The sequence below is a fragment of the Methylobacterium fujisawaense genome (genome assembly GCF_039619325.1).
Taxonomy (GTDB): domain Bacteria; phylum Pseudomonadota; class Alphaproteobacteria; order Rhizobiales; family Beijerinckiaceae; genus Methylobacterium; species Methylobacterium fujisawaense.
The window spans coordinates 4,477,686-4,501,242 of sequence record NZ_CP155000.1; the positions used below are offsets into that span (position 1 = coordinate 4,477,686).

Below are 23,557 nucleotides of genomic sequence, written 5' to 3' on the forward strand. Positions count from 1 at the left end.
CCTCAGGAGCGCCAGCGCAGCTCGCGGCGCTCCAGCGGGTTGACGAACGGGCGCCCGTCGCGGGCCGATTCCAGGGCCTCGCGCTTCAGCCGGAAATACCATTGCGAGGGCAGATCGCCCTGGCCGAACAGGACCATGGTGGGCTTGCGGTCGAGCCCGTCCTGCGCGTGCTGAAGCACCTGCTGGTCCTGGGTGAGGAACTGCCGCATCAGCGGGCGCGCCACCGGCTTGAGCAGGTTCAGAGCCGGCATGCTCCAGTAGAGGGCGTTGGTGAGCAGCGTCCGGTCCGGCGTCAGCGGCGTCGCGAAGGTGTAGTTCGCCACCCGCTTCTCACCCGCGCGGATGCGCTCCAGCCGCACGCCGGGCAGGCGGAACTCGATCTCCACCTCGGGGACGCCGCCGAGCAGGCGGTAGACCGGCGAGCTCGTCGTGGTGGCGTGGCTCGTCATCACGAAGCCGTGGGGCACCGGCTGGAAGGTCTTCACCTTCTCGCGGAGCTGCTTCGAGGGCCGGAACCACCACGAATCGTGGACGAAGGCGACGTGCCCGGGATCGACGAGGCTCAGGGTGGTGAGGTCGAAGGAGGCCTCGACCACGAGTTCGACCACGAGGGAGCCGGCCGGCGCGAAATCCAGCGTGGGCACCTCCGGCACAGCCCCGGTTGCGGGACCGATATGCGGGTTGACCCAGAGGAAGCCGGCGCTCTCGCGGATGGGGAAGCGCTGCACCTGGATGCGGGAGAAGTCGGCCGCGTCGTGCTCCGACAGGGTCGGGACGTCGCGGCAGCGCCCGTCTGTGCCGAAGCGCCAGCCGTGGAACGGGCACATCAGGGTATCGCCGTCGAAGCGGCCCTTCGACAGGGCCATGCCGCGATGGGGGCAGCGGTCGCGCAGCGCGAAGGGCGTGCCGTCGGGCGCACGGCCCAGCACGATCTGCTCGCCGTTGAGTTCCACGGCCCGCAGGCCCGTCCGGCTGCCTGCCGTGCCGAGGCTCCGGGCCTGCCCGACGCAGTACCACGCATTGCCCAGAGGCTGGCGCATCGCGTCGGGATCGAGCGCGGCCTCGTCGGCGGGACGTTGCGGATTGGCGAAGGGCGCGTTCAAGGCGGTACGGGCTGACCTCGGGGCACCCGTCATACGCCCCGCCGGAGATGCGGGGAAGCGCGGGCCGGGAGAGGACAAACGGGCGCAGGCGCGGGGCTTCACAAGCCGGGCGCGGCCACTTACCTTCGCGTCACCCGCAACCAACGAAAGGAGGTGATCCAGTGTCTCATTGTCATCAGCCGTATGTCTCGGCTCATCGGACCTGGACCGTCGCCTCCGGCGCGTCGCTCTAAGACGCGTCAGAGACCCGATCTCGGGACAGTTCCGCCGGACAGCACGGTTCGGCAATGGAAGGGCCACCCTCGCGGGTGGCCCTTCGTCGTTTCGGGGTTCGGATGCCGCGTCAGCGCCGCTGGGACTGGAACAGCGGCTGGGCCAGCGCCTCGGTCCGGGCACGCCACAGGTCGCGCTCCTCGCGCAGGGCATCGCGCTCGCCGACCAGGGTCAGCCGCTCGGACCGCAGGGCGTCGCGGTCCGCAAGCGCCCGGTCGCGCTCGGTGCGCATCTCCTCGCGCTCGATCCGGAAGCGTTCCCGCTCCCCGCGGAACTCCTCGCGCTCGATGCGGATCTCTTCCTGCTCGGCCCGCAGATCCTCCAGCGAGCCGATCTCGTCGCGGATGTGCTCGCGCAGGGTCCGGATCTCCTCGGCCAGGATCGCCTGCAACTCGTCCTGGCGCCCGGCTTCCACGCGAAGCTTGGCCTTGAGCATCAGGTTCTCGGCCATCAGCTCGGCGATGTCGGGATCCTCGGTCGCCGCCCGCGGCGCCTCGGGGGCCGGCACGACCCGGGGCGACCACGCCGCCTCGCCGCCGCGGACCCGCTTCGGTTCCGGCTGGGCCTCGGCCGGCCGCGCGTCGACGTGCGTCTCCGTCGGCGCGTGGGCCTTCATCGCCGCCAGCCAGTCGCGGAGCGGGCCGGTGGCGGGGAAGCTGCCGGACTCGGTCGGCGAGAGGGAGCGGGCGGGTTCCGACATCGGAGGGCGTCCTGAGCGAATATGGCACGAAGACAATCCGAACATGCTTAACGTTCGGTAAAGCCGCACCTCGATCGGCCGCCCATTCCGGCACGCCGCCGCCGGCGGCGGGGCCGGAAAATTGACTTTCCGGCCGTGTACCGCTACGCCCCGCCCTCCCGATCCGTTGCAGATCGACCGATGCCAAGCCGACCGGTCCCATGAGACCGGAGGTCAACGCCCGACAGCGCGTCCGCGCCCTCGGGCGCGATGGGTGTTGGCCGATTCGCGGCGACGGGATCCGCCGGCCGAGGCATCCCATGACGCGCGATCAAGAAGCGTTGAACATCGAGGACGCGATCAACGAGACCTGCCCGTGGTCGGGCAAGCCGATCTCGGCGGATTCGCTGACCCTCTACAACGGGGCCGTGGTCGGCTTCTGCAACCCGGAGTGCCGGGACAAGTTCGCGAGCGCGGTGCGCGGCTTCGAGGCGGCCCTGCAGGCCCGCCGCGTCGAGCGCGCCGGGCTCGAACAGTGACGGCGGGGCTCTAGGATCATGTTCGAAGGCCTGTCCGACCGCCTCTCCGGCATCCTCTCGGGGCTGACGCGCCGCGGCGCGCTCACCGAGGCCGACGTCACCGCCGCCATGCGCGAGGTGCGGCGCGCCCTGCTGGAGGCCGACGTCGCCCTGGAGGTGGTCCGCGGCTTCACCGACCGGGTGAAGGAGAAGGCCGTCGGCGCCGTCGTGCTGAAGTCGGTGACGCCCGGCCAGATGGTCGTGAAGATCGTCAACGACGAGCTCGTGGCGATGCTCGGCACCGATGCCGAGACCGTGGACCTCAACGCCCCCGCGCCGGTGCCGATCCTGATGGTCGGCCTGCAGGGCTCGGGCAAGACCACCACGACCGCCAAGATCGCCCGCCGCCTCTCCGACCGCGAGAAGCGCAAGGTGCTGCTCGCCTCCCTCGACACGCGCCGCCCGGCCGCCATGGAGCAGCTCGCGGTGCTGGCCAAGCAGGTCGGCGTCGAATCCCTGCCGATCATCGCCGGCCAGTCGGCGGTACAGATCGCCAAGCGCGCCATGGACGCCGCCCGCCTCGGCGGCTTCGACGTGGTGATGCTCGACACCGCCGGCCGCACCACGGTGGACGAGGGCCTCATGGCCGAGGCCGCCGAGGTGAAGGCCGCGACCCGACCGCACGAGGTGCTGCTGGTCGCCGACGCGCTCACCGGCCAGGACGCGGTCAACACCGCCCGCGCCTTCGACGAGCGGCTCGGCGTCACCGGCATCGTGCTGACCCGCATGGACGGCGATTCCCGCGGCGGCGCGGCGCTCTCCATGCGCGCGGTCACCGGCAAGCCGATCAAGCTCGTCGGCGTCGGCGAGAAGGTCGACGCCCTGGAGGAGTTCCATCCGGCCCGCGTCGCCAACCGCATCCTCGGCATGGGCGACATCGTCTCGCTGGTCGAGAAGGCGGCCGAGACCATCGACCATGAGCAGGCGCTCCGCACCGCGGAGAAGATGCGCAAGGGCAAGTTCGATCTCGAGGACTTGTCGATGCAGCTCGCCCAGATGGAGAAGATGGGCGGCATCGGTGGCCTGATGGGGATGCTGCCCGGCATGGGCGCGATCAAGAAGCAGGTCGAGGGCGCCAACCTCGACGAGAAGATGTTCAAGCGCCAGCGGGCGATCATCTCGTCGATGACCCCGCAGGAGCGGAAGAGCCCCGACCTCCTCAAGAACAGCCGCAAGAAGCGCATCGCGGCGGGCTCGGGGGTCGACGTCTCGGAGATCAACAAGCTGCTCAAGATGCACCGGACCATGGCCGACATGATGAAGGCGATGGGCCAGGGCAAGCGCGGGATCGGGCAGGCGCTCGGCTCGATGTTCGGCCTCGGCGGCGGTGGGATGGGCGGCGGCATGCCCGGCTTGCCCCCCGGCATGCCGGAGCCGACGCCGGAGCAGATCGCGCAGCTTGAGAAGCAGTTCGGCGGCAAGCTGCCGCCGATGCCGCCGGGCCTGGGCGGGGGCGGAATGCCCAAGCTTCCCGGACTTCCGGGCCTGGGCGGTCCGAAGCTGCCGGGTCTCGGTGGGTTCATGCCGGGGAAGAAGAAATGAGCATCCTCTCCGCTCAAGCCGTCGATCCCGAACTCGCGCGTCTGCGGGAGAGCATCGACAATTTCGATGCGGCGCTGATCCATCTCCTCGCCGAGCGCTTCCGCTGCACGCAGCGGGTCGGCGAGCTCAAGGCCCGAAAGGGGATCCCCCCTTCCGATCCGGACCGGGAGGCCCGTCAGGTCGCCCGGCTCCGCAAGCTCGCGGTCGAGGCCAAGCTCGACCCCGACTTCGCCGAGAAATTTCTGGCCTTCGTGGTCAAGGAAGTCATTCGGCACCACCAGTCGATCAAGGCGGACCACGAGTCCCAGATCGAGCAACAGCGAAAGTAGTCAGACCATGGCCCTCAAGATCCGTCTCACCCGTGGTGGCGCCAAGAAGCGCCCGTACTACCGCATCGTCGTCGCCGACGCCCGCGCCCCCCGCGACGGCCGCTTCATCGACAAGGTCGGCGCCTACGACCCGATGAAGGCCAAGGACGATCCGGCCCGCATCGTGCTCGACAACGAGAAGATCCAGAGCTGGCTCGCCAAGGGCGCGCAGCCGACCGACCGCGTCCTGCGCTTCCTCGACCAGGCCGGTCTCGCCAAGCGCCCGACCCGCAACAACCCGCAGAAGGCCGAGCCGGGCGAGAAGGCCAAGGAGCGCGCCGCCAAGCGCGCCGAGAAGGCCGCGGCGCCCGCCGAGGACGCCGCCGCGTAAGGCGCCCGATCATGGCGCGCCGCCCCGCAGGTTCCACGCCCCGCGACGGCGGCCGCCGCGGCCGCACGAGCTCGGCGATCGGCAAGATCGCCCCCGATGCGGCGACCTCGCCCAAGGCGCCGGCCCCCAAGCCGGCGCCGCTCCCCGTGCCGCCCGATCCGAACCTCGTCCTGCTGGGCGAATTCGGGCGCGCGCACGGCCTCAACGGCGAGGTCCGGCTCAAATCTTACACCGGCGATCCGCGGGCGATCGCCGGCTACGGCGCCCTGCTGACCGCGGACGGACGGTCGTTGACGCTCGCCGACGTGCGTCTCGCACCCGGTTCATCGCCCGACATGCTGATCGCCCGGGTGAAGGGCGTCTCCGGCCGCAGCGCCGCCGAGGCGCTCAATCGCGTCGCCCTGTTCATCCCCCGCGACCGCCTGACGGCCCCCGAGGACGACGACGAGGTCTATACGGCCGACCTGATCGGCGCCACGGCGGTGGACGAGGCCGGCACACTCGTCGGGACGATCGTGGCCGTGCCGAACTACGGTGGCGGCGATCTTCTGGAGCTGCGCCCTCCGAACGGCGGCGCCACGGCGCTCCTGCCCTTCACCAAGGCCTTCGTGCCGGTGCTCGACATGGCGCAGCGCCGCGTCACCGTGGCGGCGCCGGAGGATCTGTTCGCGCCCCCGGGCGAGAAGCCCGCCGACGATCCCGGCTGAAGGGTCGGGCGCGGCCTGTCGAACGGTCGTCGCCCAGTCGAGGCAGCCCGTGCCCTCGCTCGTCCGGGCCGGGACGTCCGCGCCGGACGCGGCTCCGTTAGTTTTCTCCCGCGAATCTCTCTCGCGGTTCTCTCGTGCGCCGAGCCGGCCCTCGGAACGGGCCCAACCCGGGCCAACGCGCTGCCCATCGGCGCTGCGGCGGCGGATCTCCAGTCCGCCCTTCATCCCGAAAAAAGCTCGTCGGTCTGAGGCCCAGGACGGGCGCAATCCACCGGACGGGCCATTCGCCGGACTGCCCGATGCGCACCCTCCGGCCGTCGCAGCGGCGGCGTCGGCCGAGCGACCGAGCGGCCTCAAAACCTGAAATTTAAGGCATCATTAACCATAGCAAGACCAATCTTCTCGGCGAACGACTTCTCTTTGAGACGCTTCGAGCCGATGCCCCGCTTCTTCATCGACCTGCACGACGGCTCGCAGCCGATCCACGACGAGGTCGGCTTCGACCTGCCGGACCTCCCCGCCGCCCGCGCCAAGGTGACCCGCATCATGTCGGCGATCGCCCGCGACATGCTGCCGGATGTCGAGCGTCAGGACTACGTCGCCTGCGTCCGCGACGGCGTCGGCAAGATCGTCTACCGGGCGCGCCTGTCGCTCGCCGCCGAGATGGTGGAGTGAGCCGGCGGCGTCCCGCAGGCGCCTGAGGCTCCCCGTCGCGCCGCCCGGGTGCTTGACCGGCCCCCGGATCCGGCCATCTCGGATCCATGAAACGGCGCAGCCTGCTCACGGTCGCGAGTGCGGCCACGGTCATGACGCTCGGCGGTGTCGGCTATGCCGCGCACCGGCGCGGCCGGAACCCCTATTACCGCGGCCCGACCTCCGACCATTTCGACGGTCTGCGGTTCTTCCTGCCGGAGCAGGCCACCGACAAGGCGCTGTCCGACGTGCTGCGCTGGCAGGCCAAGCGGCAGCGCGAGCCCTGGCCGAAGAGTTTTCCCAGCCCCTATCCCGCCGACCGGCCGCCCGAGCGCGTGGCGGGCCTGCGGGTCGTGCTGATCGGCCATGCGAGCTACCTCGTGCAGGTCGCCGGCCGGAACATCCTGATCGACCCGGTTTTCGCCAAGCGTGCGAGCCCGGTCCGGTTCGCCGGGCCGAAGCGTGTCAACCCGCCGGGCATCGCCTTCGCCGACCTGCCGCCCATCGATGCGGTGCTGGTCACCCACAATCACTACGACCATCTCGATGGGCCGAGCCTCGCCCGGATCTGGCAGGCGCACCAGCCGCTGATCGTGGCGCCGCTGGGCAACGACACGATCCTGCGCGGCTACGACGACACGATGCATGTCGAGACCCGCGACTGGGGGCAGTCGGTCGATCTCGGCGACGGCCTGCAGGTCCATCTCGTGCCCGCCAACCACTGGTCGGCCCGGGGCGTGAACGACCGGCGGATGGCGCTGTGGTGCGCCTTCGTGATCACCTCGCCCCGCGGCGTGCATTACCACGTCGGCGATACCGGTTTCGGCGACGGATCGCTCTTTTCCGACATCCGGGCCCGCTTCGGGCCGCCCCGCCTCGCGACGCTGCCGATCGGGGCCTACGAGCCGCGCTGGTTCATGCAGGCCCAGCACGTCGATCCGGCCGAGGCGGTGAGGGCCTTCGCGCTGCTCGGCGCCGAGCAGGCCCTCGGCCACCACTGGGGCACGTTCCAACTCACCGACGAGGGCGTCGAGCGGCCCGCGGAGGCGCTGACGGCCGCCCTCGGCGGGGCCGGCATCGCGCCCGGGCGGTTCCTCGCCCTCAGACCCGGCCAGGTCTGGGAGGTCTGACCGGAGCGGACCCGGGGCCCGGCCCGTCGGGCATGATGCATGCATCATTCGGTGTGCCGCATGGGGGCACGGTCCGGACAGCGCCGCCGCGCGCCTGAAGGCGTGTGCCGCGCCCTGCGACGCCCGCGCCTTCAGCCGAGAGACACGATGGACCCGATCAAGCCGACACGCCGATCCCTGATGGCCGGGGGCGTCGCCCTCGCCGCGCTCGGGGCGGCGGGCCGGGCCGGCGCGCAGGGCGCGGCCCCCGGCACCCTGACCTACGGCATCTCGATGACCGACCTGCCGCTCACCACCGGTCAGCCCGACCGGGGGGCCGGCGGCTACCAGTTCACCGGCCTGACCCTCTACGATCCCCTGGTCGCCTGGGAACTCGACGTCGCGGACCGGCCGGGCCGGATGGTGCCCGGGCTCGCCACCGCCTGGGAGGCCGATCCGGCCGATCCCAAGGTCTGGACCTTCCACCTGCGGGAGGGCGTGGCCTTCCACGACGGATCGACCTTCGATGCCGACGCGGTGATCTGGAACTTCGACAAGGTGCTGAACAAGGAGGCGCCGCATTTCGACCAGCGGCAGGCTGCCCAGGTCCGACCGCGCCTGCCCGGGGTCGCGAGCTACCGGAAGCTCGACGCGAAGACCGTCCAGGTCGTCACGAAGACGCCCGACAGCCTGTTCCCCTACCAGATGCTCTGGTTCCTGATCTCATCGCCGGCGCAGTACGAGAAGGTCGGGAAGGACTGGGCGAAGTTCGCCTTCGACCCCTCGGGGACCGGGCCGTTCCGGCTGGGGCAGCTGGTGCCGCGGGTGCGCCTCGAATTGCTGCCGAACGTCGGCTACTGGAACCCGAAGCGGGTCCCGAAGCTCGCGAAGCTGACCCTCACCTGCGTGCCCGAGGATCTCGCCCGGGTGAACGCGCTCCTGTCGGGCAGCGTCGACCTGATCGAATCGCCCGCGCCCGACGCGGTGCCGCGCCTGAAGGCCGCCGGCATGCGGGTGGTGGGCAACGAGACGCCCCATGTCTGGAACTACCACCTGTCGATGCTGGAGGGCTCCCCGTGGCGCGACCTGCGCCTGCGCAAGGCCGCCAACCTCGCCATCGACCGCGCGGGCGTCGTCGAACTGATGGGCGGCCTTGCCCAGCCGGCCGTCGGGCAGGTGCAGGAATCGAGCCCGTGGTTCGGCAAGCCGAGCTTCAAGATCAAGACCGACGTGGATCAGGCCCGCAAACTCGTCGAGGAGGCCGGCTACTCGGTCAAGAACCCCGTGAAGGCCACGGTGCTGATCCCGACCGGGGGGACGGGGCAGATGCTGTCGCTGCCGATCAACGAGTTCGTCCAGCAGAGCTGGGCGGAGGTCGGCATCCAGGTGGAGTTCAAGACCGTCGAGCTGGAGGTGGCCTACACCGCGTGGCGCCAGGGCGCCGCGGATCCGAGCCTCAAGGGCGTGAGCGCCGGCAACATCGCCTACGTCACCTCGGACCCGTTCTACGCGATCCTGCGCTTCTACGATTCGCGGCAGATCGCCCCGAACGGGGTGAACTGGAGCCATTACCGCAATCCCGAGGTCGACGCCCTCTGCGACAAGGTCAAGGCGAGCCTCGATGTGGCTGAGCAGAACAGGCTGCTGGCGCGCATCCACGAGATCGTCGTCGACGATGCCGTGCAGGTCTGGGTGGTCCACGACACCAATCCGCACGCGCTTTCGCCGCGGGTGAAGAACTACATCCAGGCGCAGCACTGGTTCCAGGATCTCGCGACCCTCGCCTGACGGGACGTGCGGTGGGAATTGTCCCGGGCGGCGGTCCCGCGGCCGCTCAGGGATTACGGGAATCGTCTCGCCGGCGCCTCTCTCGCGGATCGCCCGGGCCGCCGGCCGTGATTCGGTAACGCTCCGATGATTCGGCCCGGCGACGGATACTGAAACGCGCCGCCGCGCGCCGTCCGGCGACTATGCGCTCTCTTCAGGGGTCGGCTGCAGCCGGCCCCTTTCTCTATGTCCGTGCCCCCAGAGCCGCGCCGATCTGCCCCCGGGGCGCACTTTCGCACTTGCAGCATGAGGAGTCGGCGACTAGGAAGATCGGGCATAATTTTTCGGGAGCATCTGGCAATGACCCTTCGTTTCATCAGTGGCTTCGCGGCAGTGACCCTCGCGGTGTGCGGCCTCTCTGCTCCGGCCGCGCTGGCGAAGCCGATGGGCGGAGCGAGCGCCGTCAAGATGATCGACACCGACAACGACGGCACCGTCGACATGAAGGAAGTGGAGGCGGTGGCCTCCGCGACCTTCGATCGTCTCGAGAAGGACGCCGACGGGACCCTCGACGCCCGCGAGCTGAAGGGCCGCCTCAGCCAGGCCGGCGTGAAGCGGGCCGATCCGGACAGCGACGGCACCCTCGACAAGAAGGAGTACCTCGCGGCGGTCGGCGAGCGCTTCAAGATGGCCGATCCGGACAACGACGGCACGCTCGATGCCAAGGAGCTGAACTCCAAGGCCGGCAAGGCTCTCATCGCCCTCATCAAGTAAAACGAGCCGGTCGCTCCCAGTGGAGCATCGATGAGAAGGGCTCCCGCGGAGATGGCCGCGGGAGCCCTTCTGCGTTCGACAGGGCCTTCACCTTCGCGCGGGGCTCTGCAGGACCGAGCCTGCACGTAAAAGTTGTGGTTAACCGCGGGTAAATTCGCAGACCCATCCTCAACCCGGTTCGGCTGCGGCCCGAAAATCCTCTATCCCCCGTCCCCTGTCCCCGCCCTGCCGCCAGGTTCCGGACGGGCCTGCCCGATAGCCGCGCGGCGCAACCGGGCTGCGACGCTCGACCGCTCATCGACGGCCCGGAGGCCGGTTGACGCTTCTCAACCTGTGAGTGCAACCTCACGATGGTTGAGGGCCAAGACGATGCGCAACGACCCACCGGAAGACGGAGCGAACAGGTTCGGGCTCGCGGATCTGTGCGCCATCGCGGAGGCGCCGCACGGGGACGCCGCACGGCCATCGGCGGAGGATGCGCCCGCCCTGGGCGCCGAAGGGGACGGGCAGGCCGCCGATGCGGGCGCCGCGGATCTGCTCGGCGAGATCGGCGACACGCTGATCGTCGCCTATCGTCTGGCGGTTCAGGACGGCGATCCGACGACCGTGACCCTCATCCGACAGGCCCTGCTGCATACCGGGCGTCGGCTGGCGCGGGGGATGTCGCCCGCGGAAGCCGGCCTATCCTGTCACTGAAACGGGATTCCCGCGGCAACCGGTCGATGCGGCGCTGCCCGCCATCATCGACCGGAGCGGCCCTGAGGGCTGCCTAGGCGTCCCGCGACGCGCGGTCGAGGAAGGCCCGCAGATAGCCTCCGACGGCCTCGGCGCGCTCGACGGCCAGCAGATGGGCGGCGTGGGGCAGGACGAGGAGTTCGGCCTGGGCGATGCCGGCGCAGATCTCCTCGGCCATGGCCGGGGGTGTCGATGGGTCGTCGCGCCCGGCGATCACCAGGGTCGGCGCGGTGATCGCGGACAGCGCCGGCCGGAGATCCATGCGCCCGATCGCTCCGCAGCACACCGCGTAGCCCGCCGGATCGCAGGCGACGAAGCGTTCGCGGATCGCCTGGATCGCCGCAGGATCGCGCTGCGCGAAGCCGGGCGTGAACCAGCGCCCGAGCGTCGCCTCGACCACGGCCGCCAGTCCCTGGGCGCGAACGGTCGCGGCGCGCTCCTCCCAGCTCTGCGGGCTCGGCATGTGGGCCGCCGTCGCCATCAGGGTGGCGCTGAGCGCGCGTTCGGGCTCGGCGCTCGCGAGGGCCTGCACGGTCATGCCGCCGAGGGAGAGGCCCACCAGATGGGCCCTGCCGATTCCGAGGGTGTCGAGCAGCCCCGCGAGGTCACCGGCCAGGTCCGTCACCGTGATGGGCTGATCCCGGGTTTCCGAGCCGCCGTGGCCGCGCGTATCGTAGCGCAAGGTGCGGTAGCGCCCGGTCAGGGCCGGCACCAGCGCGTCCCACATCTCCAGGGTCGCACCCAGCGAGTTCGAGAATGCGACGGCGGGAGCGCCTTCCGGCCCCTCAAGGAGGTAGCGGAACCCGATCCCTCCGACTGTGATCTGCGGCATGCGGTTGTCTCCGTCCAAGGTCTTCGCGAGGGCCTTCGCGCGAGGTCTTCGCAGATGTCACGCCGGCGCGACTGTCGGCGCCGACGCGCGTGGGGGCCTGTGCCGGCGCGGGAGCGTCACGGGGGCGGACGAGCCGGTCTGCGCCGCGGGCGCGGCGGCGGAGCGGTCATAAGCTGGCACAGCCTCCACGGGATACGGTCTCCCTGTCGTCCATGCGAAACAATTGCGCGGCGGCACGATCCGTTATGGGCGTCGCACCGGACGCGGCCCACCGGATCCGCGCGGGCGCGGACGACGATGCCGCGAGCCCACCGGCGCCGGCACGGATCGGGGTGCCGCCTTCAACATGGGTCAATGCACCGGCGGGGGAAACGTCCGACAACGAGCGCCGCGAGGCAGGAGGAGACGAGCGATGCACGACCCTTCGACTGGCGATGCCGCGATCCGACCGGCGGAGTTCTGGGACACGGTGGCCGGGCTTGTGACCGCCAAGGTCGAGCCGGTGATCGGCCGGGGCGACCGGCAGCGGGGTCCGGTGATCGACTACCTGCGCGACCTGGAAGCCCTGGCACGGCGGCAATGCGGCAGCCGCGAAACGGTCCAGATCATCGCCTCGGGCCGGCGGCTTCTCGGCGACCGCAGCGAGATCGGGCCGTCGGATGGTCCGTTCACCCACGCCTGAACGCGGCGCCCGGCGCCGCGCCCGATCGCGCGACGGATGGCCGGGCGGCCCGTCAGGGGCGCCCGCGGCGCGGCGGCTGAAGGGGCGCCGCGCGCGCCATCCGTGACCGGATCAGGTAGATCGCCCCCGCCACCACCCAGGCGGCGCAGGTCGGCGCCACCCATTGCTGCAGGTTCGGCAGCGACCACCCGTACAGGAACTCGGCGCCGAGATGCGCCTGCACGGCATCCCAGCCGGCATGCTTGAGGTCGTGTTCCCGCTGCCCGGCCTCGCGGCCATAGTAATAGGTCGAGACCACCAGCGCCGCGATGCCTTCGGGGCGGGGACTGCGCAGCAGGATCAGCGCGGCCGCCAGGCCGGCGGTCTCGAGGGTGGCCGTCAGGGCGTGGCTCATCGCCGGGTTCGCGACCATGAAGGCGACAAGCGTTCCGAGCATGGGCCGCCCTTACACCCATCGGGGCCGCCCGTCTCCGCGGCCTGCATCCGGGACCGGCGCAACGTCGTTGACGGAGCGGGACCGAGCACCGGAGCAGCGCCATGACCGACAGCCACCAACTCGGCCGCTTCGTCGACGCGCAGGAGGGGATCTACGAATGCGCGCTGGCGGAATTGCGGGCCGGTGCGAAGCGCAGCCACTGGATGTGGTTCGTCTTCCCGCAGATCGCCGGGCTCGGGTTGAGCCCGATGGCGCGGCGCTACGCGATCGGATCCCTGTCGGAGGCCGAGGCCTATGCGGCGCATCCGGTGCTGGGCGCGCGCCTGCGCGCCTGCACGGCCGCCGTCAACGCCGTCGACGGGCGCTCGGCCCACGCGATCTTCGGGTCGCCCGACGATCTGAAGTTCCGCTCCAGCATGACGCTGTTCGCCCGCGCCGCGCCCGAGGAGCCGCTCTTCGCCGCGGCGCTGGCGCGCTACTTCGACGGCGTCCCCGACCCGCGGACGCTGGCGAAGGTCGGGGCGGCCTAAGCCCTCACCGGCCCCACAGGCCGACCCGCTCGGCGCGGGCCTGCTCCTCCGCGCCCAGGAGGTCCGGGGGCGCGTCCTCCGTGGCCCGTGCGCCGCCCGCCGCCAGGATCAGCCCGGCGAGGTCGTCGCCCTCGATGCGGCAGCGGGCCGTGGCCCCGTCGGAGAGGCCGGAGCAGACCACCTCGCGGCGGCGCAGGTAGCTGGCGAGCTGGCGGGCGAGATGGCCGCGCTCGCCGACGACGCCGAGGAGGCGCACGACCCGTCCGCGCAGGTTGAGGGTGCCGGTGTCGATCACCTCCGGCACGCCGCGGACCTCGCCGGCCGCAGCCGGCTCGACCGTGGGGGCCGGCGCCGGCGCCCGGGGCGGCTCGGCCCGCTCCGCCGAGGGGCGGGGCTTGCCCTTGGCGAGCTTCTCGGAGGCGCGTTGGATGAAGTCGTGGAAGATCCCGGCCGGCATCTCGCCGCCGAACATGCGGTTCATCGGGCTGTCGTCGTCGTTGCCGACCCAGATCCCGACCACGAGGTCGGGGGTCATGCCGACGAACCACGCATCGCGGAAGTCCTGGCTCGTGCCGGTCTTGCCGCCGATGATCTGCCCCGGCACCCGCGCGGCGCGGCCGGTGCCGGATTCCACCACCGCCTGGAGCGAGTCGAGCATCATGGTGCGCGGCCCCTGCGCCAGCGTCTGGCCCGGGGCCGCGTCGGCACGGACGTAGAGCGGCTGCGGCGCGGCCCCGCGGATCGCCTGGATGCCGTAGGCCTGGAGCGGCGTGCGCCCGGACAGGACCGAGCCGTAGGCGCGGGCCATCTCCAGGAGGCTCACCGCGCCCGAGCCGAGAACGAGGCTCGGCACGTTCGGCAGGTCCGACTGGATCCCGAGCTTGCGCGCGGTGGCGATCACCGCCGGGATGCCGACATCCTGCCCGAGCTGGGCCGCCACGGTGTTGATCGAGAGCGCGAAGGCGGTCCGCAGCGGCACCGGCCCGCGGTAGCGCCCGTCGTCGTTCTCCGGGTCCCAGTCGCCGATCTGGACCGGGCGGTCGACCATCACGGATTCCGGCGTGTAGCCCTTCTCGTAGGCCGTCAGGTAGACGAGGAGCTTGAACAGGGAGCCGGGCTGGCGCTTGGCCTGGACAGCGCGGTTGAACTGGCTGTCCTCGTAGTCGCGGCCGCCGACCATGGCGAGGATCGCGCCCTCCTTCGACAGCACCACCATGGCGGCCTGGCCGACCTTGCGGCGGGCGCCGTCCTTGTCGAGCCGGCGGGCGACGACGCCCTCGGCGAGACTCTGCAGGTCGAGGTTGAGGGTCGAGCGCACCGTCATGTCGCCGTCGGTGCCGGCGAGGCGCTTCACGTCACCCGCGATCATGTCGAGGAAGTAGTTGGTGCCGGGCGGCGCCTCGGGGGGTGATTTCAGGGTCACGCTCTGCTTGCGCGCGGCGTCGGCCTCTCCTTGCGTGATCGCACCGGTCTCGACCATGGCCTGGAGCACCACGTCGGCCCGCTCCTTGGCGCCGCCGAGGTTGCGGGTCGGGGCGAGCTGCGAGGGCGCCCGCACCAGCCCGGCCAGCATCGCCGATTCCGGTAGGTTCAGGGCCTTGGCGGGCTTGCCGAAATAGCGCCGCGCCGCCGCGTCCGCCCCGTAGGCGCCGGCGCCGAAATAGGCGGAATCGAGGTAGCCGAGCAGGATCGCGTCCTTGCTCATCGTCGATTCGACCCGCAGCGCCAGGAAGGCTTCCTGCACCTTCCGCCAGAGCGTCTTCTCCTGGTTGAGGGAGGTCAGGCGGACATATTGCTGGGTGATGGTCGAGCCGCCCTCGCGCACGCCGCCGCCGCGGAGATTGCGCCACGCCGCCCGGGCGAGGCCGCGCAGGTCGATGCCCCAGTGGCTGTAGAAGCGGCGGTCCTCGATCGCCACGATCGCCTGGGCGAGGTGCGGCGGCAGGTCGGCCGCGGTGAGCTTCTGGCCGCGGAAGCTGCCGCGGGTGGCGAAGACCCGGCCGTCGTCGGCCTCCACGGTGATCGCCCGCTGGCCGGTCTCGACCACGGCGCCCCCGAGCGGCGGCAGGGTCACCAGGGCGGCGAACAGGTAGACCGCCAGCGCCAGGACCGGCAGCAGGATCACCAGGCCGGCGGCGAGCAGGGCCGGGTGCCGGCGGCCGAGGATCGTCCGGGCGCCCCGCCGCTCGACGCGCCCATCGACCTCCGGGACGGCGGTGTCGGCCGGCCTCTCGACCGAAGCCGACCGCGTGCGCGCCCGTGCCGCCGCGCGGGCGGAAATGGCCCGGCCACCGCGCGCGAGGCCAAGGCCGGCCGCGGTCACCAGGGTCCGGAGATGCCGGGCCAGGTCGCGCGCGGCGCGCCCGGCCTCGCGGGCGGCGAGGCGCGGGTCCGGGGACTCGGCGGCTGGAGCCGGCTTCGGCGGGTTCGGCCCGTCGGCCGGGGCGCGTTCCGGCGCGTCGGGCGTCATCGTGGTTCGGGTTCCGGGACCGATCGATCCGGTCGAGGGAGCCTTCTAGGCCGCATCCGATCCCGTGTCCCGCGCGTGCGGGGACGCAGGGCGGCCGGCGCGTCGATCGCGCCGCGACCGTGTGGATCGGGCCACGGGGCCCGATCCGGTTCGGGACCGGCTCACCGGCCGAGCGGCGTTCCCGGCCCCGCGGCCGCCCCGTGCCGGCTGCGCAGCTGGAAGGCCAGGATCAGCAGCAGGATGCCGAAGGCGAAGGTGTAGGAGCCGATCCACCACGTCAGCACCAGGGCCGACATGCCCGGGTTGATGAGCAGCGCGAGGCCGAACAGGATCGACACGACCCCGCCGAGGACGAGCCACCACCGGCCGTAATGCAGGTGCAGGCGGAAGGCCGCCGCGATCATCAGGCCGCCGGTGACCAGCGCCCATACGGCGAGCAGCAGCACGAAGGCCCAGACGGCCGCGGCCGGCACCAGCGCCGCGGCGACGCCCACGACGATGTCGACGAGGCCCTCGAGCAGCAGGAAGCCCCAGCGCTCGTGACGCTGCGCCGCGCGGACCGCGCCCACGATGGCGATGATGCCGTCGGCAAGCATGTAGGCGGCGAAGAACAGCACCAGGGAGAGCACGAAGGCGCCCGGCGCAACGAACGCGATGACACCGAACAGGATCGCGATGACGCCGCGCAGCGCCACGAGCCACCAGTTCCGCGCCAGCGCCGCGCTCATGGCGTCGAGGCGGGCGACGCCGACGAGCGGGATGCCGGGAGGCGAAGTCGGCGAGCCGGAGCCGGGGCTCTGCGGGGTCGGGGATGGGCTGTGCGTCATGGCGTACTCCTGGGCTCGGTGCCCGAGAACGGCAAAGGTTCCGGGCGCAGAACGCCGCAGGGCCGCCTGCGTTCCGGTGGCCCGCTCCGCGCATGGAACCTTGAGCCTGCGGCCGGCTTTTGCTGCCTGAGGCGGGCGATGCGACAAGCCCGGTCACCGTGCGGTGACCGGCCATCGGGCGGCGACTTCCCATGTTTGACGATCAGCGGCCTTCCTCCGAGGGTGAGGCGCGCCCGCATCCCGCCGACGGCCGTCCGGCCGTGCGCGAACGGGACGTGCTGGATCTCGGCCGGGCCAAGCCCGCCGGGGACGCTGGCGCCGCCCAGGAGACCGCCCGCAAGCCGGGCACGGAGGATGCGGCCGACGACGCAGAGGCGCAGGACGGCCAATCCGACGACGCCGCGGAAGATGCCGACGACGGCGAGGACGACGCCCGGCGCCCGAACGTCCTGCGGCGCCACCCGTTCGCGTTCCTGCTCGGCGGCCTCGCGGTCGTCGCGCTCTGCGTCGGCGTGTTCTTCTACTGGTTGCTGTACATGCACCCCTACGAGAGCACCGACGATGCCTTCGTCGACGCGCGCAGCATTGCGATCCAGTCGAAGGTCGGCGGCTACCTCGTCGATGTGCCGGTCACCGACAACCAGCATGTCGAGGCCGGCCAGATCCTGTTCCAGATTTTCGAGCGCGACTATCAGATCGCCCTCGATCAGGCGAAGGCGCAGATCGAGGCCGACGAGGCCGGCATCAAGAACATCGACGCGCAGATCCAGGCGCAATACGCCAACATCGACGTGTCCAAGGCGCAGGTCGCCACCGCCGAGGCGGCGCTGAAGTTCGCACAGGAGGATGCGGCCCGCTACAAGGACCTCGCCGAGCGCGGCTCCGGCTCGATCCAGCAATCGCAATCGGCGACCCTCGACGCTGCAGCAGCGGCAGGCCTCCCTGCAGAGCGCCCAGGCGAGCGTGGTGGCGGCCCAGAAGCAGATCGGCGCCCTCCAGGCGCAGAAGGCCTCGACCCAGGCGCAGCTCGCCCGCGACCGGGCACAGGTGGAGCAGGCCGAACTGAACCTCGGCTACACGACGGTCCGCGCCGTGCAGGCCGGCCGCGTCGTGCGGCTGACCGGCGGCATCGGCCAGCTCGCCCAGGCCGGCCAAAGCCTGGCGATGTTCGTGCCCGACGACATCTGGGTCACGGCGAACTTCAAGGAGACCCAGATCACCGACATGCGGCCGGACCAGCCGGTCGACATCGAGATCGACGCCTATCCCGGCCGCAAGATCCAGGGGACGGTGGCTTCGGTGCAGCCGGGCTCGGGTACGGCCTTCAGCCTGCTGCCGGCGCAGAATGCCACCGGCAATTACGTGAAGGTGACCCAGCGCATCCCGGTCAAGATCGTGGTCAAGAACTGGCCGACGGACGTGTCGATCGGCCCGGGTATGTCGATCGTCCCGACCGTCACGGTGCGGTGAGCGCCATGGCAGGCGGGACCGGTGCAGCCGCGTCCGGACGCAAGCCGAACACGGGCAAGGCGCAGGGAAGCAAGACACAAGGAAGCAAGGCGCGAGGCGGCACGGCATCCGCGAAGGCGCCGGGTGGCCACAATCCGTGGCTGATCGCCGGCGTGGTGGCGCTGGCGACCTTCATGGAGGTGCTCGACACCACCATCGCCAACGTGGCGCTGCGCTACATCTCGGGCGGCCTCGCGGTCGGCCCCGACGAGGCCGCCTGGGTGGTGACGAGTTACCTCGTGGCCAACGCGATCACGCTCACGGCGTCGAGCTTCCTGGCCAAGCGCTACGGCCGCAAGGCGTTCTTCATGTGGTCGGTGGCCCTGTTCACCGTCTCGTCGATCCTGTGCGGCTTCGCCTGGAGCCTGGAATCCCTTCTGCTGTTCCGGGTGCTGCAGGGGCTCGGCGGCGGCGGCATGGCGCCGCTCGCCCAGTCGATCCTGGCGGATTCCTTCCCGCCCGAGAAGCGCGGCCAGGCCTTCGCGCTCTACGGCGTCGCCATCGTGGTGGCCCCGGTGATCGGCCCGACCCTCGGCGGCTGGCTCTCCGACAACGCCTCCTGGCACTGGTGCTTCCTGATCAACGGGCCTGTGGGGGTCGTCGCCCTCGGGCTGATGTACTGGCTCATCGAGGACAGCGCGGCGGCCAAGAAGGAGCGCCGCGCGCTGGTCCGGAAGGGGATCCGCTTCGACATCGTCGGCTTCGTGCTGGTCGCCCTGTTCCTCGGCTCGCTGGAGGTGATCCTCGACGAGGGCCAGCGGAAGGACTGGTTCGGGACCTCGACGCTGATGAACGTCTCCGGCGTGCTGATGGTCGTGTCGTTCGTGGCCATGATCCCCTGGCTCCTGACCAAGAAGAACCCGGCCGTCGATCTCCGCCTCATCGGCAACCGCCAGTTCGGCTCCTGCTTCCTGGTGATGATGTTCACCGGGGCGATCCTGATCGCCACCACGCAGTTCATCCCGCAGATCACGCAGGAATATTACGGCTACACCGCCACGCTGTCGGGGCTCGTGCTCGGTCCGGGGGGCATCGTCACGGTGGTGATGATGTTCCTCACCGGCCGCGTCTCCGCCTACGTGCAGCCGAAATGGCTGATCGCCGCCGGCATGACCATCGTGGCTTTGGGCATGGTCGACCTGACGCGGCTCGACGGCTCCACGACGTTCTCGTTCTTCGCGTGGTCGCGGGTCTATATCGGGATCGGCCTGCCGATGGTGTTCCTGTCGATCACCTCGGCCTCGTACGAGGGGATCCGCAAGGACCAGACCGATCAGGCCTCGGCGCTGATCAACGTCGCCCGCAATGTCGGCGGCTCGATGGGCGTCTCGCTGGCCCAGAACATCCTGGCCTACCGGAGCCAGTTCCATCAGAGTCGCCTGGTGGAGAGCGTCAACCCGACCGCGCCGGCCTATCAGGAGACCATGCGGCAGGCGACGCAGTACTTCTCCGAGCACGGCTATGCCGGCGTCGAGGCCCAGAGCCAGGCGACCGCGTGGATCGGGAGCGTGCTCAGCACCCAGGTGGCGTACTGGGCCTATATCGACGTGTTCTGGGTGCTCGGCCTCGTCGCCGCCTGCGCGGTCCCGCTGGCGCTGAGCCTGAAGAGCGTCAAGCTCGGCGGCGGGGCGCCGGCCGGGGGCCATTGAGGCGGATCGGCTTGGCTGGACGTCATCCCGAGGCGCCGCGCCCGCCCACCCGGATTGGCGGAAATCACCCGCCGGCTCCGGCGCCGGAGCCCCGGATTCGGGTTCGGGTCCCCTGACCTGAAGGGAGCGGGAGGCGCGTTGGAAGCCCCCCCGCCCCGGTTGAGACGATCGAGCGCCTCAGCAGGATCCGCTTCCCCTGCGCGATCCTCACACGCCGTCCGGCGGCAACGCCTCCGTCACCTCGACGCGGCGGTTGCCGGCCACCGTCGCCGTTTCCTCGGCGCTGACGATCTCGTTCTGGGACTGGCCCTTGTCGAGCGCCTCGGCGACCGCCGCGACGCCCTGGTAGCGGGTCAGCCGCCGGTCGATCATGTCGTCGATCCGTCCGTGCAGTTCCGCGACGGTCAGACTCCGGCGCTTGCCGCCCGTCTTCGCGGTGAACAGGCTGCGATTGGCCCGCGCCGCGGTGCGGAACTCGCGCCCTGCGACCTCGTCGGGCTTCTCGGAGGAGAGCGACAGGAAGCGCCCGGCGCTCGCAGTCCCGAGGAAATGGGCGAGGTACAGCTCGGTCGTGGTCAGCGCACGCCCGACCCGGGCCTCGATCCGCTCACGGTCGCGCTTGATCAGCTCCGCCGCCATCAGGGCGGCGACGCGCGGGTCGTTGCGCAGGCCGAGCACCCGGCCGCGCATGCTGCCCGTGACGGTGATCGCGGCGCCCCGGCCCTTCACGGCGGCGGCCTCCTCGGCGAGCCCGTAGCGGGCGCCGTAATCACGGATCATCTCCAGCCAAGTGCGGGCGACGAACTGGAACAGGCCCGCCGCCGAGGAGGTCGCCGCCTTCGCCTCCGTGTCGAAGCTCGATTCCTTGTCGGCCAGCGCCATCATGTAGACGGGGTCGACGCCGGCCTCGTCGGAGGCCTTGACGATCGTGTCGACCACCTTGCGCGGCACGCTGCGCTCGCCGAACTTGACCGCGTCCTGACCCTGCTCCTGCGTCACCCGCGGCAGGGCGGCGAGGTCTTCCTGGATCAGCGCCGTGGTGGCGGGATCCTGCTCGGGAACCGGCAGGCCGTTCCAGGTGTTCTGGACAGGCTCGTCCGGCGCGACGGCCGGGGCCGCGGGCTGGGAAACCGTCTGCGCGAGCCCCTGAGCGGCGCGCGGGCTGGTGTCGATCCGGTCGTGGGCCTGGGCGGCCGGTGCGAAATACGCCGGCGCGAAGGCGGCCTGCGGCAGGCCGAGCCCGGCGACGAGCCCCAGGGCCAGCGTCCCGGAAATCCGGCCGAGGCGGGTGCGGCGAAGTGACCGGCGCCCTGTCCCGCGTCCGGCCCGCGGCAGCCATGCCACGGCTTCATCCTCGATATGGCCCGTGCCGTTCAGGGTCGGCGGCACGAGTCGGCTCACGTCGTCGGCGCAACGCGCCGGCTCCGGGAAAACCCCCATCATTGGTCCTCTTCAGATCGGTCCTTGCGTCCGCCCGGCTCTGACGGCCGGGTTTTTTCGGAAGCGGCGGCCCTATCGACGCCGGCCGTGACCAGAATGGGACGGCCCCGTGATCCAAGCGTGGCACGGTCAACGAAGGGTTAACCCTGCCGCTTAGGGGGCCGTTAACTCCGTGAACCGGCCGCGCTTCGGACGACGGAGGGGCAATGTTGTCGCATTCGGGTTGGAACGCGGCACCGTCGAGCCAGTTAGATACGGCCCCGGGGGGGTCGAACTTTCCGTCCCAAGACGCCACCCGCGTCCGCACAAGGACATCATTTTCCGATGAGCATGCAGTCCGGTCGCCGCATCGGTGTCGCGTTCGTTGGCATGGGAGGCGCCGTCGCCACCACTGCCATCGCCGGCATCGAAATGATCAAATCCGGCTCCAATCGCCTCGACGGGCTGCCGCTCGCCGGTCTCTCCGTGGCCGGCATGGCCGACTACAAGGATCTCGTCTTCGGCGGCTGGGATCTCAACGGCGACGACCTCGCGTCCGCTGCGAGCGGCCACGGCGTGCTCTCGAAGGACGACATCGAGAGCGGCGCGCAGGCCCTGAAGGGCATCACCCCCTGGCCGGCGGTGGGCAGCGCCAAGTTCTGCAAGAACATCGACGGCCAGAACCGCATCGTCGCCAAGGACCACCGCGAGGCGGTCTCGGTGATCGCCAACGACCTCCGCCGCTTCCAGAAGGAGAGCAACCTCGACGACGTGGTCGTGGTAAACCTCGCCTCCACCGAGCGCTGGCCGGACCTGAACGACCCGGCCCTGAACTCCACGGCCGCCTTCGAGAAGGGGCTCGATTCGAGCGACGAGGCGATCTCGCCCGCGATGCTCTACGCCTACGCGGCGATCAAGAGCGGCATCCCCTACGCCAACTTCACCCCGAGCGTGGCGGCCGACGTCCCGGCCCTCCTGGACCTCGCCAAAGAGCTGAACGTCCCGGTGGCCGGCAAGGACGGCAAGACCGGCCAGACCATGATGAAGACGGTGCTGGCCCCGGCCTTCAAGGCGCGGGCGCTCCACGTCGACGGCTGGTTCTCGACCAACATCCTGGGCAACCGCGACGGCCTCGCCCTGAACGATCCGAACTCCCTCCAGTCGAAGCTCAACACCAAGGGCACGGTGCTCGACTCGATCCTCGGCTACCCGGTCGAGGACCACCTCGTGCACATCCACTATTACCGCCCGCGCGGCGACGACAAGGAAGCCTGGGACAACATCGACGTCACCGGCTTCATGGGCCAGCGGATGCAGGTGAAGGTGAACTTCCTCTGCAAGGACTCGATCCTGGCCGCGCCCCTGGTCATCGAGATCGCCCGCGTCCTCGACCTCGCCCGCACGCGCGGCGACGGCGGCGTGCAGGAGCAGCTCTCGACCTTCTTCAAGGCCCCGATGGTCAAGAACGGCCATGGGCCGGAACACGCCTTCGGCAAGCAGGAGCAGATGCTCCGGGACTGGCTGGGCGTGCACTAGGCCTCGTCGCGACCAAGGGGCGGCTTCCGGAGCGAGACGATGCCAAGCGAGAACCAGCCGCCTCCCTCCGGCGCTGCCCCCGAGGCGCTGCGCGACCTCCTGATCGAGATGAACGACCTCAAGCGCGTCCGCTCGGCGGGGCGCGAGGGGTCGATCGCCGAGCGGCTGTTCGCGCAGGGATGGGGCCTCCTCACCGGGGGCGCCGCGCCCGATGACGTCGCCCTCGACATCACCGCCGTCACCCTCGCGGCGACGCGCCTCTGCGATCTCGACGCGGCCTTCCTGACCGCGGCCGGGCTGTCGGAGGAGGCGGCCTCGGCGGTGCTGGTGGCGGGCTTCGACGCCGTCACCGGGGAGCTCGACCCGGCTCTGCGCGAGCGCCTGCGCGGGCGGCTCGCGCCGCGACCGGCCGGCAGGCCCGGACCGCTGCCGGGCTTCGTCGCCGCCCTGGCGCAGCAGCCGCGGGCGGGCGTCACCTGTCCCGGCCGCGCCCGGATCCTGCTGGAGCCGCCGGAGAACCACGCCGAGCACTGCCTCATCGTGGCGGTCTACGGGGTCTGCCTCAGCCCGTTCTACCGGGCCGACCCCGGCACCGTGTTCCTGGCCGCGATGGCGCATCACTTCCACAACGCCGCGATGCCCGATGCCGGCTTCACCGGCGAGATGCTGCTCGGCGACCATCTCGGGCCGATCATGGCCACCGCCACCGCCTGGGCGCTGGCCGAGCTCGCCGAGCCCCTGCGGGGTCAGGTGGAGCGGGCCCGCGCGGTGCTGCCCGACGACGCCACCGCGGAGGGCCGCGCCTTCCACGCGGCGGATTGCATCGACCGTGTCCTCCAGATCGCCCAGCATCTGCGCGGGGCCTCGACCACGATGGGGATGGTGCTCGACGAGTGGGAGCTGGTCCATGCCGGCCCGGTGAAGGGCTTCCATGATCGTGTCCTCGCCGACATGCGCATCCCTTGATCGCCGGACCCCGCCGCCCATCTGCCCGGGCGGCTCCGAGAA

General features: G+C 71.0%; 22 protein-coding genes and 1 pseudogene. 16 read left to right on the forward strand and 7 right to left on the reverse strand.

Going from position 1 to position 23,557, the window contains the following annotated elements:
- Nucleotides 1-2 precede the first annotated feature (2 nt).
- Nucleotides 3-1,040 carry an aromatic ring-hydroxylating oxygenase subunit alpha gene (locus ABC766_RS21240; protein WP_051975996.1) on the reverse strand — a complete coding sequence of 346 codons (1,038 nt, stop codon included), beginning with the start codon at nucleotides 1,038-1,040 and terminating at the stop codon, nucleotides 3-5.
- 406 nt (nucleotides 1,041-1,446) lie between these two features.
- Nucleotides 1,447-2,076, reverse strand: coding sequence for an ATPase (locus ABC766_RS21245; protein ID WP_287090975.1), 630 nt, complete (start codon nucleotides 2,074-2,076; stop codon nucleotides 1,447-1,449).
- A gap of 299 nt (nucleotides 2,077-2,375) precedes the next feature.
- Here ABC766_RS21245 and ABC766_RS21250 point away from each other — a divergent pair, with 299 nt between their 5' ends.
- The 10 genes from ABC766_RS21250 (at nucleotide 2,376) to ABC766_RS21295 (ending at nucleotide 10,620) form a co-directional block, all read left to right on the forward strand.
- Nucleotides 2,376-2,594, forward strand: coding sequence for a glutathione S-transferase (locus ABC766_RS21250; RefSeq protein ID WP_043381159.1), 219 nt, complete (start codon nucleotides 2,376-2,378; stop codon nucleotides 2,592-2,594).
- Nucleotides 2,595-2,612: 18 nt separating this feature from the next.
- Nucleotides 2,613-4,175, forward strand: a complete 1,563-nt coding sequence (ffh, locus tag ABC766_RS21255; protein WP_345819424.1) for a signal recognition particle protein — start codon at nucleotides 2,613-2,615, stop codon at nucleotides 4,173-4,175.
- The gene (locus ABC766_RS21260; RefSeq protein ID WP_043349961.1) at nucleotides 4,172-4,504 is read left to right on the forward strand and encodes a chorismate mutase; all 333 of its coding nucleotides are present in this window, start codon (nucleotides 4,172-4,174) and stop codon (nucleotides 4,502-4,504) included. Before ffh ends, ABC766_RS21260 begins: the two co-directional genes overlap by 4 nt.
- 7 nt (nucleotides 4,505-4,511) lie before the next feature.
- Entirely contained in the window at nucleotides 4,512-4,874 is a 363-nt protein-coding gene (gene rpsP, locus ABC766_RS21265; RefSeq protein ID WP_020092607.1) for a 30S ribosomal protein S16, read from the forward strand.
- Between the two features lie 11 nt (nucleotides 4,875-4,885).
- Nucleotides 4,886-5,581: a ribosome maturation factor RimM gene (gene rimM, locus ABC766_RS21270; protein WP_043349959.1), complete on the forward strand. Its 696-nt coding sequence runs from the start codon at nucleotides 4,886-4,888 to the stop codon at nucleotides 5,579-5,581.
- A 438-nt stretch (nucleotides 5,582-6,019) separates the two neighbouring features.
- Entirely contained in the window at nucleotides 6,020-6,256 is a 237-nt protein-coding gene (locus ABC766_RS21275; RefSeq protein ID WP_043349956.1) for a DUF6894 family protein, read from the forward strand.
- Nucleotides 6,257-6,342: 86 nt separating this feature from the next.
- Nucleotides 6,343-7,404 (forward strand): MBL fold metallo-hydrolase, encoded by a 1,062-nt coding sequence (locus ABC766_RS21280; protein WP_043349954.1) that lies wholly within the window; start codon nucleotides 6,343-6,345, stop codon nucleotides 7,402-7,404.
- 147 nt (nucleotides 7,405-7,551) lie between these two features.
- Nucleotides 7,552-9,171 carry an ABC transporter substrate-binding protein gene (locus ABC766_RS21285; RefSeq protein ID WP_075380774.1) on the forward strand — a complete coding sequence of 540 codons (1,620 nt, stop codon included), beginning with the start codon at nucleotides 7,552-7,554 and terminating at the stop codon, nucleotides 9,169-9,171.
- A 339-nt stretch (nucleotides 9,172-9,510) separates the two neighbouring features.
- Nucleotides 9,511-9,924 (forward strand): histidine kinase, encoded by a 414-nt coding sequence (locus ABC766_RS21290; RefSeq protein WP_043349950.1) that lies wholly within the window; start codon nucleotides 9,511-9,513, stop codon nucleotides 9,922-9,924.
- A gap of 369 nt (nucleotides 9,925-10,293) precedes the next feature.
- A complete protein-coding gene (locus tag ABC766_RS21295) occupies nucleotides 10,294-10,620 on the forward strand; it encodes a hypothetical protein (RefSeq protein WP_043381150.1) in 327 nt (108 codons plus the stop codon).
- A gap of 73 nt (nucleotides 10,621-10,693) precedes the next feature.
- Here ABC766_RS21295 and pcaD read toward each other — a convergent pair whose 3' ends face one another.
- A complete protein-coding gene (gene pcaD, locus ABC766_RS21300) occupies nucleotides 10,694-11,491 on the reverse strand; it encodes a 3-oxoadipate enol-lactonase (RefSeq protein ID WP_345819425.1) in 798 nt (265 codons plus the stop codon).
- A gap of 412 nt (nucleotides 11,492-11,903) precedes the next feature.
- Here pcaD and ABC766_RS21305 point away from each other — a divergent pair, with 412 nt between their 5' ends.
- Entirely contained in the window at nucleotides 11,904-12,173 is a 270-nt protein-coding gene (locus ABC766_RS21305; RefSeq protein WP_043381144.1) for a hypothetical protein, read from the forward strand.
- Nucleotides 12,174-12,225: 52 nt separating this feature from the next.
- Here the strand turns inward: ABC766_RS21305 and ABC766_RS21310 are convergent, their stop codons facing one another.
- Complete coding sequence (locus tag ABC766_RS21310; protein ID WP_345819426.1) at nucleotides 12,226-12,609, reverse strand: hypothetical protein; 384 nt, start codon at nucleotides 12,607-12,609, stop codon at nucleotides 12,226-12,228.
- A gap of 101 nt (nucleotides 12,610-12,710) precedes the next feature.
- Here ABC766_RS21310 and ABC766_RS21315 point away from each other — a divergent pair, with 101 nt between their 5' ends.
- A complete protein-coding gene (locus tag ABC766_RS21315; RefSeq protein ID WP_345819427.1) occupies nucleotides 12,711-13,139 on the forward strand; it encodes a DUF1810 domain-containing protein in 429 nt (142 codons plus the stop codon).
- A 4-nt stretch (nucleotides 13,140-13,143) separates the two neighbouring features.
- On the opposite strand, the gene ABC766_RS21320 is transcribed toward ABC766_RS21315, so the two are convergent.
- Both ABC766_RS21320 and ABC766_RS21325 read right to left on the reverse strand, forming a co-directional pair.
- Entirely contained in the window at nucleotides 13,144-15,609 is a 2,466-nt protein-coding gene (locus ABC766_RS21320; protein WP_345819428.1) for a PBP1A family penicillin-binding protein, read from the reverse strand.
- A gap of 161 nt (nucleotides 15,610-15,770) precedes the next feature.
- A complete protein-coding gene (locus tag ABC766_RS21325; protein ID WP_345819429.1) occupies nucleotides 15,771-16,436 on the reverse strand; it encodes an HdeD family acid-resistance protein in 666 nt (221 codons plus the stop codon).
- A 191-nt stretch (nucleotides 16,437-16,627) separates the two neighbouring features.
- Here ABC766_RS21325 and ABC766_RS34015 point away from each other — a divergent pair.
- Both ABC766_RS34015 and ABC766_RS21340 read left to right on the forward strand, forming a co-directional pair.
- Nucleotides 16,628-17,906, forward strand: a pseudogene (locus tag ABC766_RS34015) (HlyD family secretion protein).
- Between the two features lie 5 nt (nucleotides 17,907-17,911).
- Nucleotides 17,912-19,594 carry a DHA2 family efflux MFS transporter permease subunit gene (locus ABC766_RS21340; RefSeq protein ID WP_345822815.1) on the forward strand — a complete coding sequence of 561 codons (1,683 nt, stop codon included), beginning with the start codon at nucleotides 17,912-17,914 and terminating at the stop codon, nucleotides 19,592-19,594.
- Nucleotides 19,595-19,801: 207 nt separating this feature from the next.
- On the opposite strand, the gene ABC766_RS21345 is transcribed toward ABC766_RS21340, so the two are convergent.
- Nucleotides 19,802-21,034: a transglycosylase SLT domain-containing protein gene (locus tag ABC766_RS21345; protein ID WP_345822816.1), complete on the reverse strand. Its 1,233-nt coding sequence runs from the start codon at nucleotides 21,032-21,034 to the stop codon at nucleotides 19,802-19,804.
- Nucleotides 21,035-21,358: 324 nt separating this feature from the next.
- On the opposite strand from ABC766_RS21345, the gene ABC766_RS21350 reads away from it, so the two are divergent.
- Nucleotides 21,359-22,549 (forward strand): inositol-3-phosphate synthase, encoded by a 1,191-nt coding sequence (locus tag ABC766_RS21350; RefSeq protein WP_043381133.1) that lies wholly within the window; start codon nucleotides 21,359-21,361, stop codon nucleotides 22,547-22,549.
- A 39-nt stretch (nucleotides 22,550-22,588) separates the two neighbouring features.
- A complete protein-coding gene (locus tag ABC766_RS21355) occupies nucleotides 22,589-23,515 on the forward strand; it encodes a hypothetical protein (RefSeq protein ID WP_345819430.1) in 927 nt (308 codons plus the stop codon).
- Nucleotides 23,516-23,557: the final 42 nt, after the last annotated feature.

Excerpts from the sequence above, each read along its gene's own strand:
- ABC766_RS21315 (WP_345819427.1), top strand. The coding sequence starts at position 12,711 with ATGACCGACAGCCACCAACTCGGCCGCTTCGTCGACGCGCAGGAGGGG.
- ABC766_RS21250 (WP_043381159.1), top strand. The coding sequence starts at position 2,376 with ATGACGCGCGATCAAGAAGCGTTGAACATCGAGGACGCGATCAACGAG.
- ABC766_RS21310 (WP_345819426.1), bottom strand. The coding sequence starts at position 12,609 with ATGCTCGGAACGCTTGTCGCCTTCATGGTCGCGAACCCGGCGATGAGC.
- ABC766_RS21295 (WP_043381150.1), top strand. The coding sequence starts at position 10,294 with ATGCGCAACGACCCACCGGAAGACGGAGCGAACAGGTTCGGGCTCGCG.
- rimM (WP_043349959.1), top strand. The coding sequence starts at position 4,886 with ATGGCGCGCCGCCCCGCAGGTTCCACGCCCCGCGACGGCGGCCGCCGC.
- ABC766_RS21345 (WP_345822816.1), bottom strand. The coding sequence starts at position 21,034 with ATGGGGGTTTTCCCGGAGCCGGCGCGTTGCGCCGACGACGTGAGCCGA.
- pcaD (WP_345819425.1), bottom strand. The coding sequence starts at position 11,491 with ATGCCGCAGATCACAGTCGGAGGGATCGGGTTCCGCTACCTCCTTGAG.
- ABC766_RS21245 (WP_287090975.1), bottom strand. The coding sequence starts at position 2,076 with ATGTCGGAACCCGCCCGCTCCCTCTCGCCGACCGAGTCCGGCAGCTTC.
- ABC766_RS21355 (WP_345819430.1), top strand. The coding sequence starts at position 22,589 with ATGCCAAGCGAGAACCAGCCGCCTCCCTCCGGCGCTGCCCCCGAGGCG.
- ABC766_RS21260 (WP_043349961.1), top strand. The coding sequence starts at position 4,172 with ATGAGCATCCTCTCCGCTCAAGCCGTCGATCCCGAACTCGCGCGTCTG.
- ABC766_RS21290 (WP_043349950.1), top strand. The coding sequence starts at position 9,511 with ATGACCCTTCGTTTCATCAGTGGCTTCGCGGCAGTGACCCTCGCGGTG.
- ffh (WP_345819424.1), top strand. The coding sequence starts at position 2,613 with ATGTTCGAAGGCCTGTCCGACCGCCTCTCCGGCATCCTCTCGGGGCTG.
- ABC766_RS21280 (WP_043349954.1), top strand. The coding sequence starts at position 6,343 with ATGAAACGGCGCAGCCTGCTCACGGTCGCGAGTGCGGCCACGGTCATG.
- rpsP (WP_020092607.1), top strand. The coding sequence starts at position 4,512 with ATGGCCCTCAAGATCCGTCTCACCCGTGGTGGCGCCAAGAAGCGCCCG.
- ABC766_RS21320 (WP_345819428.1), bottom strand. The coding sequence starts at position 15,609 with ATGACGCCCGACGCGCCGGAACGCGCCCCGGCCGACGGGCCGAACCCG.
- ABC766_RS21350 (WP_043381133.1), top strand. The coding sequence starts at position 21,359 with ATGAGCATGCAGTCCGGTCGCCGCATCGGTGTCGCGTTCGTTGGCATG.
- ABC766_RS21340 (WP_345822815.1), top strand. The coding sequence starts at position 17,912 with ATGGCAGGCGGGACCGGTGCAGCCGCGTCCGGACGCAAGCCGAACACG.
- ABC766_RS21275 (WP_043349956.1), top strand. The coding sequence starts at position 6,020 with ATGCCCCGCTTCTTCATCGACCTGCACGACGGCTCGCAGCCGATCCAC.
- ABC766_RS21305 (WP_043381144.1), top strand. The coding sequence starts at position 11,904 with ATGCACGACCCTTCGACTGGCGATGCCGCGATCCGACCGGCGGAGTTC.
- ABC766_RS21285 (WP_075380774.1), top strand. The coding sequence starts at position 7,552 with ATGGACCCGATCAAGCCGACACGCCGATCCCTGATGGCCGGGGGCGTC.
- ABC766_RS21240 (WP_051975996.1), bottom strand. The coding sequence starts at position 1,040 with ATGCGCCAGCCTCTGGGCAATGCGTGGTACTGCGTCGGGCAGGCCCGG.
- ABC766_RS21325 (WP_345819429.1), bottom strand. The coding sequence starts at position 16,436 with ATGACGCACAGCCCATCCCCGACCCCGCAGAGCCCCGGCTCCGGCTCG.